The sequence below is a fragment of the Kushneria sp. EE4 genome, from assembly GCF_977968315.1.
In genome coordinates, this window is sequence record NZ_OZ386212.1 from 1,068,551 (window position 1) to 1,083,990 (window position 15,440).

17 protein-coding genes are annotated in these 15,440 nt (G+C 57.9%); 14 read left to right on the forward strand and 3 right to left on the reverse strand.

The annotated features are described in order from the left end of the window. The first annotated feature begins 7 nt into the window (after positions 1 to 7). From cheY to ACXMYO_RS04905, 5 genes are all read left to right on the forward strand, one after another. The gene (gene cheY / locus ACXMYO_RS04885) at positions 8 to 397 is read left to right on the forward strand and encodes a chemotaxis response regulator CheY (protein WP_115853266.1); all 390 of its coding nucleotides are present in this window, start codon (positions 8 to 10) and stop codon (positions 395 to 397) included. Positions 398 to 427: 30 nt separating this feature from the next. Beyond that, positions 428 to 1,093: a protein phosphatase CheZ gene (cheZ, locus tag ACXMYO_RS04890; protein ID WP_438767220.1), complete on the forward strand. Its 666-nt coding sequence runs from the start codon at positions 428 to 430 to the stop codon at positions 1,091 to 1,093. Positions 1,094 to 1,222: 129 nt separating this feature from the next. Further along, positions 1,223 to 2,389 (forward strand): flagellar biosynthesis protein FlhB, encoded by a 1,167-nt coding sequence (flhB, locus tag ACXMYO_RS04895; protein WP_457807984.1) that lies wholly within the window; start codon positions 1,223 to 1,225, stop codon positions 2,387 to 2,389. A gap of 68 nt (positions 2,390 to 2,457) precedes the next feature. After that, entirely contained in the window at positions 2,458 to 4,542 is a 2,085-nt protein-coding gene (gene flhA / locus ACXMYO_RS04900; protein WP_438767222.1) for a flagellar biosynthesis protein FlhA, read from the forward strand. 29 nt (positions 4,543 to 4,571) lie between these two features. Continuing rightward, positions 4,572 to 4,970 (forward strand): flagellar protein FlhE, encoded by a 399-nt coding sequence (locus ACXMYO_RS04905; protein WP_457807985.1) that lies wholly within the window; start codon positions 4,572 to 4,574, stop codon positions 4,968 to 4,970. Between the two features lie 151 nt (positions 4,971 to 5,121). On the opposite strand, the gene ACXMYO_RS04910 is transcribed toward ACXMYO_RS04905, so the two are convergent. The 3 genes from ACXMYO_RS04910 to flgA form a co-directional block, all read right to left on the reverse strand. Further along, on the reverse strand, positions 5,122 to 5,577 hold the full coding sequence (locus ACXMYO_RS04910) for a flagella synthesis protein FlgN (RefSeq protein ID WP_457807986.1): 456 nt from the start codon (positions 5,575 to 5,577) through the stop codon (positions 5,122 to 5,124). Between the two features lie 39 nt (positions 5,578 to 5,616). Next, positions 5,617 to 5,889, reverse strand: coding sequence for a flagellar biosynthesis anti-sigma factor FlgM (flgM, locus tag ACXMYO_RS04915; RefSeq protein ID WP_438767225.1), 273 nt, complete (start codon positions 5,887 to 5,889; stop codon positions 5,617 to 5,619). 157 nt (positions 5,890 to 6,046) lie between these two features. Next, entirely contained in the window at positions 6,047 to 6,757 is a 711-nt protein-coding gene (gene flgA / locus ACXMYO_RS04920) for a flagellar basal body P-ring formation chaperone FlgA (RefSeq protein ID WP_457807987.1), read from the reverse strand. Positions 6,758 to 6,965: 208 nt separating this feature from the next. On the opposite strand from flgA, the gene flgB reads away from it, so the two are divergent. The 9 genes from flgB to ACXMYO_RS04965 all read left to right on the forward strand — a co-directional run bounded on the left by flgB (position 6,966) and on the right by ACXMYO_RS04965 (position 15,432). Continuing rightward, the gene (gene flgB, locus ACXMYO_RS04925; protein ID WP_457807988.1) at positions 6,966 to 7,388 is read left to right on the forward strand and encodes a flagellar basal body rod protein FlgB; all 423 of its coding nucleotides are present in this window, start codon (positions 6,966 to 6,968) and stop codon (positions 7,386 to 7,388) included. Between the two features lie 21 nt (positions 7,389 to 7,409). Beyond that, on the forward strand, positions 7,410 to 7,814 hold the full coding sequence (gene flgC, locus ACXMYO_RS04930; RefSeq protein ID WP_438767228.1) for a flagellar basal body rod protein FlgC: 405 nt from the start codon (positions 7,410 to 7,412) through the stop codon (positions 7,812 to 7,814). Positions 7,815 to 7,837: 23 nt separating this feature from the next. After that, positions 7,838 to 8,524 (forward strand): flagellar hook assembly protein FlgD, encoded by a 687-nt coding sequence (locus ACXMYO_RS04935; protein ID WP_438767229.1) that lies wholly within the window; start codon positions 7,838 to 7,840, stop codon positions 8,522 to 8,524. Between the two features lie 82 nt (positions 8,525 to 8,606). After that, complete coding sequence (gene flgE, locus ACXMYO_RS04940) at positions 8,607 to 9,824, forward strand: flagellar hook protein FlgE (RefSeq protein WP_438767230.1); 1,218 nt, start codon at positions 8,607 to 8,609, stop codon at positions 9,822 to 9,824. A gap of 182 nt (positions 9,825 to 10,006) precedes the next feature. After that, positions 10,007 to 11,491, forward strand: coding sequence for a flagellar hook protein FlgE (gene flgE, locus ACXMYO_RS04945; RefSeq protein ID WP_438767231.1), 1,485 nt, complete (start codon positions 10,007 to 10,009; stop codon positions 11,489 to 11,491). A gap of 184 nt (positions 11,492 to 11,675) precedes the next feature. Beyond that, positions 11,676 to 12,899 (forward strand): flagellar hook protein FlgE, encoded by a 1,224-nt coding sequence (gene flgE, locus ACXMYO_RS04950; RefSeq protein ID WP_457807989.1) that lies wholly within the window; start codon positions 11,676 to 11,678, stop codon positions 12,897 to 12,899. Between the two features lie 208 nt (positions 12,900 to 13,107). Beyond that, a complete protein-coding gene (gene flgF / locus ACXMYO_RS04955; protein WP_438767233.1) occupies positions 13,108 to 13,854 on the forward strand; it encodes a flagellar basal-body rod protein FlgF in 747 nt (248 codons plus the stop codon). 72 nt (positions 13,855 to 13,926) lie between these two features. Beyond that, the gene (flgG, locus tag ACXMYO_RS04960; protein ID WP_457807990.1) at positions 13,927 to 14,709 is read left to right on the forward strand and encodes a flagellar basal-body rod protein FlgG; all 783 of its coding nucleotides are present in this window, start codon (positions 13,927 to 13,929) and stop codon (positions 14,707 to 14,709) included. A 54-nt stretch (positions 14,710 to 14,763) separates the two neighbouring features. Next, the gene (locus tag ACXMYO_RS04965) at positions 14,764 to 15,432 is read left to right on the forward strand and encodes a flagellar basal body L-ring protein FlgH (RefSeq protein WP_438767235.1); all 669 of its coding nucleotides are present in this window, start codon (positions 14,764 to 14,766) and stop codon (positions 15,430 to 15,432) included. Positions 15,433 to 15,440 lie beyond the last annotated feature (8 nt).

Sequence of the window (15,440 nt, forward strand, 5' to 3'; positions counted from 1 at the left end):
GGCAGACATGGCTGACAAGAACATTCATATCCTGGTGGTGGACGACTTTCCCACCATGCGTCGTATCGTTCGTAATCTTCTCAAGGAGCTTGGCTTCAACAACGTTGATGAAGCCGAAGATGGCGTTGATGGTCTGGCCAAGCTTCGCAGTGACAGCTTTGGTTTTGTGGTCTCTGACTGGAACATGCCCAATCTGGACGGGCTGGAAATGCTCAAGCAGATTCGCGCCGATGACGCACTCAAGCATCTTCCGGTGCTGATGGTGACGGCAGAAGCCAAAAAGGAAAACATCATTGCCGCGGCGCAGGCCGGTGCCAATGGTTACGTGGTCAAACCCTTTACCGCCGCAACGCTCGAAGAAAAGCTGAACAAGATCTTCGAAAAGCTCGATAAATAGGCCTGCGGACAGCCATCGGGAGTTAATGACATGACAGCCAATGCCAATCCGCAGAACGTAGATGATGCGATCCCGCCGGACCTTATCGCACGAATCGGCCAGCTTACGCGTGCGTTGCGTGACAATATGCGAGAGCTGGGTCTGGACAAGGAAGTCGAGAAGGCCGCTCAGGCCATTCCCGATTCCCGCGATCGCCTGAGCTATATCGCCTCCATGACCGAGCAGGCCGCCGAGCGCTCGCTCAATGCCATCGAGATCGCCCAGCCGATCCAGGACAACATCGAAAAGCAGTCGGCAGAACTGGCCACCCGATGGGACCAGTGGTTCGACAAGCCGCTTGAGCAGGGCGAGGCGCGGGATCTGGTCGGCGATACCCGGGCCTATCTCGAATGGGTACCGGCCCAGACCCGCGCGACCCAGAGTCAGCTCATGGAAGTCATGATGGCTCAGGACTTTCAGGATCTGACCGGCCAGGTCATCAAGAAGATGATGGAGGTCATTCACGAGATCGAGCGCGAACTTCTGCAGGTACTGATCGACAACATGCCCTCGGAAGCCATGCGCGAGCGTGCCAAAGAGAGCAACAAGGCGCCGGATGGTCTGCTCAACGGCCCGCAGATCAAGACAGAAGGGCGCACCGATATCGTGACCGACCAGTCACAGGTCGATGACCTGCTCGACAGCCTCGGGTTTTAAACCCTATCTCCTGCTTATGTTTCGAATAGCTCTCCCCGGGGAGGGCTATTCGAGCGATTGTTTTCCCCGCCTTCCTCGCACAATGTCGCCCAGTGAGCACAACGCTCTACATGATGTCATGGGGTCGAAATGTCAGGCGACAGCGACGCAGAAAAAACCGAAGAGCCCACGGCACGGCGTCTTGAAAAGGCCCGTGAAGACGGCCAGGTTGCCCGTTCACGTGAATTGACCACCTTTTTGATGCTGACTGTCGGGGCCGCCGGCCTGGCACTTTGCATGAGCTGGATGGGCGAGACGCTGTCCGGGGTCATGAGCGATGGGCTGACCTTTGATGCAGACGTGGCACGCGATCCCACCCGGATGATGATCAATGTCTCGGCGCTGGGTGGTCGGGCGCTTCTGGCTCTTGCCCCCATCATGGGCATCATGGGTGTCGTGGCGTTGATGGCCCCCATGGCGCTGGGTGGCTGGCTGTTCTCGACCAAGTCGATCAAGTTCGATATTAAAAAGCTCAACCCGGGGGCCGGTTTAAAGCGCATCTTTTCCAGCCAGGCGCTGGCGGAACTTGCCAAGACCATTGCCAAGTCGATGCTGATCGCGCTGGTGGCCGCCTTTTTCATCCGCAGCCATCAGGGCGAGCTTCTGGGGCTTGCCGGAGAAAGCATTCAGTCCGCCATGCGCCACATGCTGCTGCTGGTGGTGTTTTGCTGCGCCCTGATTCTGCTGGCCTTTATCGTCGTCATTCTGATCGATGTGCCCTATCAGCTGTGGAGCCATACCAAAAAGCTTCGCATGAGTCGGGAAGACATTCGTCAGGAGCACAAGGAGTCCGAAGGCGACCCGCACGTCAAGGGCCGTATTCGCCAGCAGCAGCAGGCGATCGCGCGGCGCCGCATGATGAGCGAAGTTCCCACGGCCGACGTCATCATTACCAACCCGACCCACTTTGCCGTGGCGCTGGCCTACAAGGACGACGAAATGGGCGCCCCCCGGGTGGTGGCCAAGGGCGCCGATGCCGTGGCGGCCAAAATTCGCGAACTGGGTCAGGAAAATCGTATTCCCTTTCTGGAGGCACCGGCGCTGGCGCGCTCGCTGTATCGCCATGGCGAGCTGGGCCGGGAGATTCCGGCGCCGCTTTATACCGCCGTCGCTGAAGTGCTGGCCTGGGTCTATCAGCTCCGACGCTATCGCAGCGAGGGGGGGAAATCGCCGCAGCGGCCCGGGCATATCGAGGTGCCTGAAGACATGGCCTATACCCCGACACCTTCGGATAACGATGACAACAATGAACATTAATGCCCGGGCGTGGCACTGCCCATTAAAGGCGCTGAACAATCTATCTACCATGACAGGTCATCGCTGACATGAATGCATTGAGTGCACTGCTTTCCCGTAGTGGTCTGAATCAGAGCAGCCAGCTGAAGTTTCTGGCCGGGCCGGTTCTGATTCTGATGATCCTGTCGATGATGGTGCTGCCGCTGCCACCATTTCTGCTCGACATGCTGTTTACCTTCAACATTGCGCTGTCGATCATGGTGCTGCTGGTGAGCATGTTCACCACCAAGCCGCTCGAGTTTGCAGCCTTTCCGGCGGTGCTTTTGTTTTCGACGCTGCTGCGCTTGTCATTGAACGTCGCATCGACCCGTGTGGTCCTGCTGGAAGGTCACAGCGGTGGGGACGCCGCGGGCAAGGTGATCGAGGCCTTCGCCGAGTTTCTGGTCGGCGGCAATTTCGCCGTGGGCCTGGTGGTGTTCGTGATTCTGGTCGTCATCAACTTTATGGTCATCACCAAGGGCGCCGGTCGTATTGCCGAAGTCGGGGCCCGCTTTACCCTGGATGCCATGCCCGGCAAGCAGATGGCCATCGATGCCGATCTCAATGCCGGTCTGATCGATGAAAAATTTGCGCGTGAGCGGCGCAAGGAGATCGCTCAGGAAGCCGAATTCTTCGGCTCCATGGACGGTGCCAGCAAGTTTGTACGCGGCGATGCCATCGCCGGTATCCTGATCATGGTCATCAACATCGTAGGCGGACTGGTGGTGGGTGTGGCCCAGCACGGGATGTCGGTCGGCGATGCCGCACATACCTACACACTCCTGACCATCGGGGACGGTCTGGTCGGCCAGATCCCGGCGCTGATTATCTCGACCGCCGCCGGTGTCACCGTTTCGCGCGTTAATACCGAGCAGGACGTGGGCCAGCAGCTGCTGGGTCAGCTGTTTACCAATCCTCGGGTTCTCTATCTTGCCGCGGGCGTCATCGGTCTGCTGGGCATCATCCCCGGCATGCCCAACCTGGTGTTTTTGATGTTCACCGCCATGCTGGGTGGTCTGGGCTGGTACCTGAGCAAGAAAAACAAGGAAGCGGCCAGCGTTGAAGAAACGCAGCCCGCACCGGCAGCCGCCACGGACAGCCATGAAGCCAGCTGGGATGACGTGCAGCTGGTTGACCCGCTCGGTCTTGAGGTCGGCCATCGCCTGATTCCGCTGGTGGACCAGAATCAGGATGGCGAGCTTTTAAAACGCATCAAAAGCCTGCGCAAGAAGTTTGCTCAGGAGGTCGGTTTTCTACCGCCGGTGGTGCATATCCGCGACAACCTGTCATTGCAGCCACAGCAGTATCGTATCGCCCTTAATGGTGTACTGATCGGTGAGGGGGAGGCCTGGCCCGGCCAGTATCTGGCCATCGACCCCGGCCAGGCGATGGGCAATCTTGAAGGTCGTATCACAAAGGATCCAGCATTCGGGCTGCCGGCCACCTGGATCGATGCCAATCAGCGCGATCAGGCGCAGATGCAGGGCTTTACCGTGGTAGATGCCAGCACGGTCGTGGCAACCCACCTCAATCATCTGCTGGGAGAGCATGGCAGCGAAATGATGGGGCGCAGCGAGACCCAGAAATTGCTGGATCGACTGGCGAAGGAATCGCCCAGTCTGGTCGAGGAGGTGGTGCCCAAGCTGATTTCGCTGACCACGCTGACCCGCATTTTGCAGCAGCTGTTGTCAGAAGACGTGTCAATTCGCGATATGCGCACCATTGTCGATACGCTGGCCGATCACGCCAGCCATACCACCGACGCCATGGAGCTGACGGCTGCCGTGCGACTGGCGCTGGGTCGTGCCATTACGCAGCAGTATTTCCCGGGCCAGGAGGCGGCCGAGGTTATCAGCCTGGATGTCGATCTGGAGAAAATGCTGATGCAGGCACTCAACAACGGTGGCGCGCTGGAGCCGGGGCTTGCCGATACCCTGATCCAGCAGGCAGAAACCGCAGTTCAGCGCCAGGAAGAGCGCGGGTTGCCGGCCGTACTTGTCGTACAGCATGGTGTGCGCTCGCTCTTGTCGCGCTTTTTGCGTCGGCGCCTGCCGCGCCTGGTCGTGCTGTCCCAGGCAGAAATTCCCGAAGAGCGACAGATTCGTGTGACCGCCATCATCGGAGCGCAGTCGTGACGCGTCGCCGGTTGTCGCAACGGGTAATAATGGCCGCTGCGTTGACATTGCCAGTGGCGCTTGTCGAGGCCGGCCCCGGTGGCGCCATCCCGGTTCAGGCCAGCATTCCGGAGATGGTACAGAAGGGGTGGGAATACCGGGTGGCATTGGTGCCTTCTGCCAGCGCCCCCGCCGGTAGCCAACTGACCGACGTTTCCTGGCGCTATGAACTGGCCATGGATGGCCCGGTGCCTGCCGCCTGGCTATGTGCTCCAAGCGATTGTGTGGCACTACCCATGGCGCGCGGCAGTACCGATGCGCTGGCCGGTCTTCCGGCCGATACGCCACTGTCGCTGCATCTCGTCCTGCCGGGAGAGGGCATGCTCAAGCGACCGGTGCGGGGCGGCACGGCACAGGTGTTTGTCAATTATCAAATGCAGGATCGATAGCGGTGTTTCAGGGCAGGGTCTGATCGAAAAGGGAGTCCTGTCTGAAGGCAATCAACAGGCAGTTTGGAAGCTGTCGATAGAAATACGCCGTAGAAATAAAAAGGCCGCGCCATATTCATGGCGCGGCCTTTTGATATCGGGTGCCGGCGGGTCAGCCTACCAGGTGTGTACTGGAGCGGCCGATATTGTGCTGGCGACCGTTGGGGCCATACATGGTCATGCCGGCTGCCGTCTGGAGAAAGTTAAGGGCGCGGCTGTGAAAATCCAGACGCCTGCCGATCACGAACCCGTTAAGACGATTACGCTGCGCGGCCGCTTCGGTGCGCTCGATGATGCGCTGCCACAGCTCATTGAGTTCAAGCTTGATGGCGGCGCGATCGCTTGTGGCACGGTCCGAGCCAAGGCCACGGCTTTCGAGCAGTGCGCTTCTGGCGCGCTCGAGCTGATCCAGCCTGACCATTGAAGAGCCCTTGTGCTCGCAGGTCTGCAGCAGGGCTTCAATATCCACTGGATGCGTCTCCAGCAGCTTGGCTTCATGATCCAGCAAATCGATAAAGCGCCCGAGGGCTTCATCGATCTGACCGAGGATATTGGCGTAATCGTTCATTCACGTATTCTCCAAAGGCGTTAAAGCAGGGGAAGTGCCCTAGCCCTTGTTCGAAAGCAGCTCCTGTGCGCTTGCGATCAGGCCGTCGGCAATTTTTCCGGTATCAACCTCAAAGCTGCCGTCGCGAATGGCTTCACGCAGTTCATTGACGCGTACCGTGTCAATATCCTGTGAGCCATCCTGAGCGCTGGAAGGTACCCAGCGCGTCGCGGCGCTCTGCTCGGTTTTGGCGGTTTCAGGCGTGTTGACGCGTGCTACCGATACCGGGCTGGCAATGCGGTTGATCGAACCACTGTTACTGTCAATTTTCATCGTCATGCTCTCCGAAGCGCTCACTCGGGTGAGCTGATAAAGGGGCGCAGGCAAGCGCTGTTGTACCCATTATCGACATCACGGGCAGGTTCTTTAACCCGCGCGCGTAACGAAAGGTATTGATTGGATATCGGACGTAATGTTGCCGCCTTGTCGACTAGTGAACTTCCACCAGCCCCTCGCGACTTGCCTCACCATTGATCACGCTGCCAGAGGGCATTCTAACCCGAACACTTTCACCAAGGCCTGCGTCATTCAACGCATGGCCGTTGCTGCTGATCATGAAACCATTGCCCCTGATCAAAAGAGCAACCCTGGCACCTCGCTGAATCAATACGGGGGCCTTGACCATGCCTGCCTGAAACGGCTGACCGGCGGCAATACGACGCTGCGAGACCTGGCCTATCAGCTGTGAGGCATCGGTAATCAAGCGGCTGGAAAGCCGGGTCAGGTCGCCTTCCTGCCAGTCAAGATCACTTTCCTCGATCACATCGCCCGGCATGATGTTGCGATTGACAACCGGATATTGTCCGTTGATATGTACGTAGGCCTGAAAATAGCGCGTTTCCGGTGCGTTGCCCGGGCAGCGTATACCTATCGACGTACGACCCGAGACCTTGCCACCGCGACCCGGCAGAAAGGGAGAGGGGGCCTGACAGGCCATGGCCGCCGCCGGTGATGGCGTCACGTCGATGACAACTTCCCCATTTTCGCCTGCGGTCTGTTCCAGCAAAAATCCTTCGATCACGTCATAAATGACCTGCTCACTTGCCTGAGCCGGCGCACAGACAAGCCCTGCCGCTACCAGTAGAAGGGTAGCGCCACGGTGGCAGTGCCTTTGAAGTGAACATGTGAAGGGCAGCGACATGAAATGGCCTGTTGTCATTAAACGGTTACCCGGATGCTGGGCATTCTAGAGAAGTGCCAGAAAAAACAGGGTGCGAAATAACCCCTAAAAAGCAGCCTTTTCGTTCAATGGTGACGGTTGCGCTCTCTTTATGCTGCGCTCATCCCGAAAGGTAAGCGAAAGTAACCTTTGTTGTCTTAATGATTCATGGCGCAACGGAGTGACTCCCATGATCGACCGGCTCAACGCCTCACTCAACGTTATGCAGCAGTCTCTTAACCTGCGTGCCGAACGCCAGGAAGTACTGTCAGCCAATATTGCCAACGCTGACACGCCCGGATACAAGGCACGCGACTTTGACTTCAAAAGCGAACTGGATCGTGTCGTCAATCAGGGGCGGGCAGAAGGGCAGAGTGGGCTATCACTGAGCATGACCTCCAGCCGACACATTCCGGCACAGGCCGGCGGCAGCGTGGGCGGCATTGACATGCTGTATCGCAACCCGACGCAGCCAAGCCTGGATGGCAACACGGTCGACATGGATATGGAGCGTGTCAACTTTGCAGACAACGCCGTGCATTACCAGGCCGACGTACAGTTTCTGACCAGTCGATTGCAGGGCCTGAAAAACGCCATGCAGCGCGAGTCCTGATAACCGACAGGAGAGTAGTCCATGAGTCTTTTTAACGTTTTCAACATATCAGGATCGGCGCTGTCGGCGCAGTCACAGCGCATGAACGTGACCGCCAGCAACCTGGCCAACGCGGACAGTGTGGCGGGCCCGGATGGACAGCCCTACCGCGCCAGGCAGCTGACCTTTGAAATGGCCGGCGAGCCGGGCCAGCAGATCGGTGGCGTACGCGTGGCGGGGATCAGTGAAGACCAGAGTGAATTCCGGCGTCTTTATGATCCGAAAAATCCGGCGGCGGATGACCAGGGCTACGTCAGCATGCCCAACGTGGATACCACCTCTGAAATGGTCAACATGATTTCGGCGGCGCGCTCCTATCAGGCCAACGTCGAAGTACTCAACACCAACAAGTCACTGATGCTCAAAACGCTGACGCTGGGTCAGTAAACCGGATCATCAAGGAGTGAACCATGGCATTTGACAGCTCTCTGGTGACCCGTGTTAACGGCACCGGTACCACCGGCGGGACCAACGGCAGCGGCATGGGCGCCACCAGCGCCAGCGATCTGGGCGAAGAGTTCATGAGCCTGCTGGTCGCGCAGCTTAAAAATCAGGATCCGCTCAATCCGATGGAGAACTCCGAGTTCACCTCGCAGATTGCACAGATCAATACCGTCAGCGGTATCGACAAACTCAACAACACGCTGTCCAGCATTACCGGACAGATCGATGCCTCCCAGAAACTGCAGGCAGGTGCCATGGTAGGCCGTGGCGTGCTGGTAGAGGGCGATAAAGTGCATGTGGGCAACGAAACCATACTGCCCTTTGGTATCGAGCTTGACGACGATGCCGCCAAGGTAACGGCCACGATTACCGATGGCTCGGGCCGTACCATCAATCAGTACGATCTGGGCGAGATTAAGGCCGGTGTTCAGTCCTTCAACTGGGATGGCACCGACGTCAGCAAGGCCCGTGTCGAGGATGGCACCTATCAGGTCACTATCGCGGCTACTGACAGCAGCGGTCGCGCGGTGGCGTCACGTGCCCTTCAGTACGGCTATGTCAGCGGCGTGATGACTGCTGATAACACAACGAAGCTGGATCTGGGACCCAACATGGGCAGCGTCGCCTTCAACGACGTCAAACAGATTCTGTAATGCAGCACCGGGCGCGGTGTTGCGCGTCTTGACGATTCAACCGGTTCCGGCCGGTGCGACGATTTCAATCAGAGGATAAACCATGGCTTTTACACAGGGCGTTAGTGGTCTGAATGCAGCTTCCAGTCAGCTGGATACTATCGGCAACAACATCGCCAACTCGCAGACCGTTGGCTTCAAGAAAAGCCGCACCGAGTTCGCGGACCTTTATGCCGGTGCCAAGGCGGGCCTGGGCGTACAGGTATCCGGGATTACTCAGGGATTTTCTCAGGGCGCGCTTGAAACAACCGATCGCAGTCTTGATCTGGCCATCGACGGGGGCGGTTTCTTCCGCCTGAGTGACGGTCAGCAGACGACCTATTCGCGCAACGGCCAGTTCCAGATGGATGCCAACGGCTTTCTGGTCAACAACACCGGCGGCAAGCTGACCGGCTATCCGGTCGATGATGCAACGTCTGCCAATCCGGTGGTACTGGCCGGTGCGCAGCCGGTGGCACTGCAGGTGGCCCAGGGGGATCTGGATGCCAGCGCCACGACTGGCGGTAGCATGACCTTTAACCTGAACTCGACCGATCCGGCAAAGGTGAATACCAATGGCGGCGCGATCGCCTTCGATGCGAGCAACCCGAAAAGCTACAACTGGCAGACGTCGCTGACGACCTACGACTCGCAGGGCAATGCACAGCAGGTCAACATGTATTTCGTGAAATCGCCGACGGCCGATAATGCCTGGACGGTTCATGCCATGAACAAGGGTGAGGAGGTTGGTACATCCAATCTCTCATTTAACGAAAATGGCAAGATTACCGGTGGCGATACGCTCAATCTGGCATTCAACCCGAACAATGGTGCGGCCAACTTCAATGCCAGCATTGATTTGTCAAACGTGACCCAAAACAGCGGCAGCTTTGTGGTCAAGGCAGCCAATCAGGACGGCTACGCCGCGGGCAGTCTGACCGGCATCTCGATTGCCGATAATGGCGATGTGCTGGGGAACTACTCCAACAACCAGAGCCGTGCGCTGGGTCGTGTCGCTTTGGCAAGCTTTACCAATGAACAGGGTCTCAAGCCCGATGGTAACAATGGCTGGCTGGCCACCACCGGCTCCGGGCAGGAACTGCTGGGTAGTGCTGGTACCGGTCAGCTGGGCTCGCTGCTTTCCGGCACGCTTGAGAACTCCAACGTCGATCTGGCCTCGGAGCTTGTCACCATGATCGTGGCGCAGCGTAACTATCAGGCCAATTCGCAGACCATCAAGACGCAGGACCAGATTCTGCAGACCATGGTCAGCCTGCGTTAACGCACGTTTAACCATCACCGTCAGGGCGGCCGGCCTCGTGCCGGCTGCCTTGATACCAGGCGGTCAGCAGGTTACCTCTCGTGGCGTTCATGAGATGGCCTTTTTAATACTCGCCACCGCGATAATTGGATCGCCATGGCGTCTGGTCTCTAACATTAGAAAATTTTTGATTGGGGGTTGTCATGGCGTTTACTCAGGGTGTCAGCGGTCTTAATGCAGCGTCCAGTCAGCTGGATACCATCGGCAACAACATTGCCAACTCACAGACCGTTGGCTTCAAGAAAAGCCGCACCGAGTTCGCGGACCTTTATGCCGGGGCAAAGGCAGGTCTTGGGGTGCAGGTCTCGGGTATTACTCAGGGGTTTTCTCAGGGCGCGCTTGAAACAACCGACCGCAGCCTTGATCTGGCCATCGACGGTGGTGGTTTTTTTCGCCTGACCGACGGTCAGCAGACAACCTATTCACGCAACGGCCAGTTTCAGATGGATGCCAATGGCTTTCTGGTCAACAACACCGGTGGCAAGCTGACCGGCTACCCGGTGGATGATCCGGCATCTGCCAATCCGGTGGTACTGGCCGGTGCGCAGCCGGTGGCGCTGAAGGTAGCCCAGGGGGATCTGGATGCCAACGCCACGACCAATGGCAGCATGACCTTTAATCTGAATTCGACCGATCCGGCAAAGGTGAATACCAACGGCAACGCGATCGCCTTCGATGCAGGCAATCCAAAAAGCTACAACTGGCAAACGTCACTGACGACCTATGACTCGCAGGGCAATGCCCAGCAGGCCAACCTATACTTTGCCAAATCAGCCACTGAAAATAACAAGTGGAATGTACATGCACTTGTCAATGGCCAAGAGCTGGTTACCAATCCTGGTTACTATTCTGCAAACAGAACAGCAGGAAACAGTAATGCCAATCTCACTTCTACTGTGACTGATCAGTCGAATGCCGATTTTGGAAAAAACCTGGACGTATCCTTTGGTGCCAATCGTTCCTATACCGTAAGGGGCGAGCAGGGACAGATCCTTTCCAATGGAACATTGGGGAACAACAATCGAATAGATGTCGCTGGTTTAAACATTGCGGTCAATGGCACGCCAGGCAACGGAGATTCCTTTCGCTTTCAGGCGACAAATCAACTCGAATTTAATGAAAACGGAAAGTTGATCGGCGGGGCCAACCTGGCGCTTGCATTTAATCCGAACAATGGAGCCGCGAATGTCAATGCCAGTATCGATTTGTCCAGTGTCACCCAGAATAGCGGCAGCTTTGTGGTCAAGGCAGCCAATCAGGACGGCTACGCCGCGGGCAGCCTGACCGGCATCTCGATTGCCGATAACGGCGATGTGTTGGGGAACTACTCCAACAACCAGAGCCGTGCGCTGGGTCGTGTCGCCCTGGCAAGCTTTACCAATGAACAGGGTCTCAAGCCCGATGGTAACAACGGCTGGCTTGCCACCACCGGCTCCGGGCAGGAACTGCTGGGCAGCGCCGGTACCGGTCAGCTGGGCTCGCTGCTTTCCGGCACGCTTGAGAACTCCAACGTCGATCTGGCCTCGGAGCTTGTCACCATGATCGTGGCGCAGCGTAACTATCAGGCCAATTCGCAGACCATCAAGACGCAGGACCAGATTCTGCAGACCATGGTCAGCCTGCGTTAACGCACGTTCAACCATCATCGTCAGGGCGGCCGGCCTCGTGCCGGCTGTCTTGATACTTGGTGGGCGGCAGGTCACCTCTCACGAGGTTTCAGAGGCATCCTGTTTCTAACATTCGCCACTGCGATAGTCGTATCGCCATGGCGTCGGGTCTTTAATATTAGTTTTTTATTAATTAGAGGTCATAATGGCGTTTACACAGGGTGTCAGCGGTCTGAATGCCGCTTCCAGCCAGTTGGATACCATCGGCAACAACATTGCTAACTCACAGACCGTTGGCTTCAAGAAAAGCCGCACCGAATTTGCAGACCTCTATGCCGGGGCAAAAGCAGGTCTTGGGGTGCAGGTATCGGGCATTACTCAGGGGTTTTCTCAGGGCGCGCTTGAAACAACTGACCGCAGCCTTGATCTGGCCATCGACGGTGGTGGTTTTTTCCGCCTGACCGATGGTCAACAGACGACCTATTCGCGCAACGGCCAGTTTCAGATGGATGCCAATGGCTTTCTGGTCAACAACACCGGCAGCAAACTGACCGGCTATCCGGTCGATGATGCCATGTCTGCCAACCCGGTGGTGCTGGCCGGTGCACAGCCGGTTGCGCTACAGGTGGCTCAGGGCGATCTCGAGGCCAGCGCCACGACCAGTGCGGCGATGACATTCAACCTGGACTCTTCATCAAAAGCCATCAGAGACAACAACGGCCAGCCGGTGACCATCGATCCTGCCAGCCCGAAAACCTATAACTGGCAGACCTCCCTGACGATGTATGATTCCCAGGGCAATGATCATCAGCTCAACCTCTATTTTCAGAAAGGGGCTGATAACGGCTGGAGTATTGCCGGCTATTCAGGTGGCAACTATGTCACCGGCGGCTACGTCACCTTTGACACCAACGGCAAGATTCGACCCAACGGTGCCGGCGAGGCCGCACTTGCGGTCGATCTCGACCCGCGTAATGGGGCCGAAAGAATCAACGCCTCTGTCGATATTTCCGGCGTGACCCAGAACAGCGGCAGCTTTGTGGTCAAGGCAGCCAACCAGGACGGCTACGCCGCGGGCAGTCTGACCGGCATCTCGATTGCCGATAACGGCGATGTGCTGGGGAACTACTCCAACAACCAGAGCCGTGCGTTGGGTCGTGTCGCCTTGGCAAGCTTTACCAACGAGCAGGGGCTCAGGCCGGATGGTAACAACGGCTGGCTGGCCACCACCGGCTCCGGGCAGGAACTGCTGGGTAGTGCTGGTACCGGTCAGCTGGGCTCGCTGCTTTCCGGCACACTTGAGAACTCCAACGTCGATCTGGCCTCGGAGCTTGTCGCCATGATCGTGGCGCAGCGTAATTACCAGGCCAACGCGCAGACCATCAAGACGCAGGACCAGATTCTGCAGACCATGGTCAGCCTGCGTTAACCCCGCCAGGTAATAAAAACGGCCGGCTCGTAGCCGGTCGTTTGTTTGGTCCTTCCTTATTACAGCTTACGAAATACGACCTTTCTCGTGCCTTTCTTGTGCCTTTGAGAAGACGCCTTTGCGTGTTTACTAGGCGTCACAAAGAGCAGGCCTTCGGTTACACCCAAACGCCGGCCGCGATACTTCCTCAAGCTTTTCGGAGCGGGTCATGGACAGAATCATCTATACCGCCATGTCGGGCGCCAAACAGAGTCTGGAGCGGCAGTCTGCCGTTGCCAACAACATGGCCAACGTCTCGACCAGCGGCTTTCGTGCCGAACTCAGCGCTGCTCGTGCGGTGCCGGTCAACGGCGCAGGCTATGCCACGCGCGCCATTACGGCTGATTCCACGCCCGGTTCCGATTTCACACCGGGGTCTTTTACCACGACGGGGCGCACGCTGGATGTGGCCATCAATGGTGAGGGCTGGCTGGCGGTACAGGCCAACAACGGTGAAACGGCCTACACCCGCAATGGTGAGCTGCAGGTCGATGCCACCGGCATGCTGATGTCTCAGGGCCGGCCGGTGATGGGGGAGGATGGTCCCATCATCCTGCCGCTCAATGCCGAGGTTTCGATTGCCGGCGACGGTACCATTTCCGCCCGTGAAGCCGGGACTCAGGCCCAGGCTGAAGTTGGTCGGCTGATGCTTGCCAGTAACCCGGATGGCCGCATGGCGCGACGCGATGACGGTCTGTTTGGTGCCTGGAACGCGCAGGGTGGCCCCATGGCAGGGCTGCCACGCGATGAAAACATTCAGGTCATCAGCGGTACGCTCGAAGGCAGCAACGTCAATCCGACCGAAGCGATGGTGGCCATGATCGATACGGCGCGTCGCTTTGAGATGAACATGAAGGTGCTGACGACCGCTGATGAAAACGATCAGCGCGCCAACTCGCTGCTTTCAATGAATTGATGGTTCCGAGCCGCGAAGGCTCTGATCAGGCACATGAAGTCACTGGATCATGTCCGGTGAATGGAGAAAAAAATGATTAACGCGCTCTGGATTGCCAAAACCGGTCTTGATGCTCAGCAGACCAACATGGACGTCATTTCCAACAACCTGGCCAACGTTTCGACCAACGGCTTCAAGCGCTCGCGCGCGGTGTTCGAGGATCTGCTGTATCAAAACCTGCGTCAGCCGGGTTCGATGTCGTCGGTACAGACCAATCTGCCCTCCGGGCTTCAGATCGGTACCGGTGTACGTGCTGTCGCCACCGAGCGTCTGCACACCCAGGGCAACCTGGAGCAGACCGGCAATACCAAGGATGTTGCGATTCGTGGCGATGGCTTCTTTGCCGTGCAGATGCCCGATGGCACCAATTCGTTCACCCGCGATGGGGCCTTCCAGGTCAATCAGGACGGTCAGCTGGTCACGGCCAACGGTTTTCCGGTCGATCCGGGCATCGTGATTCCGGCCAACGCCCTGTCGGTATCAATCTCCAATGACGGTCTGGTGTCGGTCACTGTACCGGGCGCTGCGGCCAGCCAGCAGGTCGGCCAGCTGCAGCTGACCACCTTTATCAACCCGACCGGTCTGGAAAGCATCGGCGATAACCTCTATCTCGAAACCGATGCCTCGGGGCCGCGTAATGACAGCATCCCCGGCAACAACGGCGCCGGCACGATCTACCAGGGTTTTGTGGAGACCTCCAACGTCAACGTGGTGGAGGAGATGGTCAACATGATCGAGACGCAGCGTGCCTATGAAATCAACTCCAAGGCCGTGTCGACCGTCGATCAGATGCTGGGTCGTCTGACCCAGCTCTGACAGGGGATATTGATGCGTTCGTGCAGGGGTAACCGGGGATCAATGATGCGATACATGCGTTTGTGGAAGCTGTTTCTGGTTGCCTGCATGGCCATGATGATGGTGGCCTGCGCCCAGATTCCGCGGCAAAACGTGGTGGAAGGGCCGACGACGGCACCGCCTCAGCTCCCGCCGATGCCGGTGGCCAACGGCTCGATCTATCAGAGCAACTATACGAGGCCGCTGTTCGAGGATCGTCGCCCGCGCGGTGTGGGTGACATTCTGACCATCGTACTCAACGAAAACGTCAGCGCCACCAAAAGCTCGGCGGCCAATGCCAGCCGTACCGGAACGGCCACCCTGGGGATCGACGCGACGCCTCGTGTTATCGGCGGATTGCTGGATGGCCAGACGACCGGTCTTTCCGGCGCCAATACCTTCCAGGGGCAGGGCGGGGCGAACGCCTCCAATACCTTTACCGGCACCATCACGACGACGGTCATGAACGTGCTGCCCAACGGGAACCTGCAGGTGGCCGGCGAGAAGCGCATCGGTATCAATCAGGGCACCGAGTACATTCGTTTTTCCGGCACCGTCAACCCGCGCACGATCACCGGGCTCAACACCGTACCGTCGACTCAGGTCGCCGATGCCCGTCTTGAGTATTACGGCGACGGCTATATCAATGAAGCGCAGACGATGGGCTGGATGCAGCGCTTTTTCCTCAATATTTCACCGTTTTGATCGAGGAG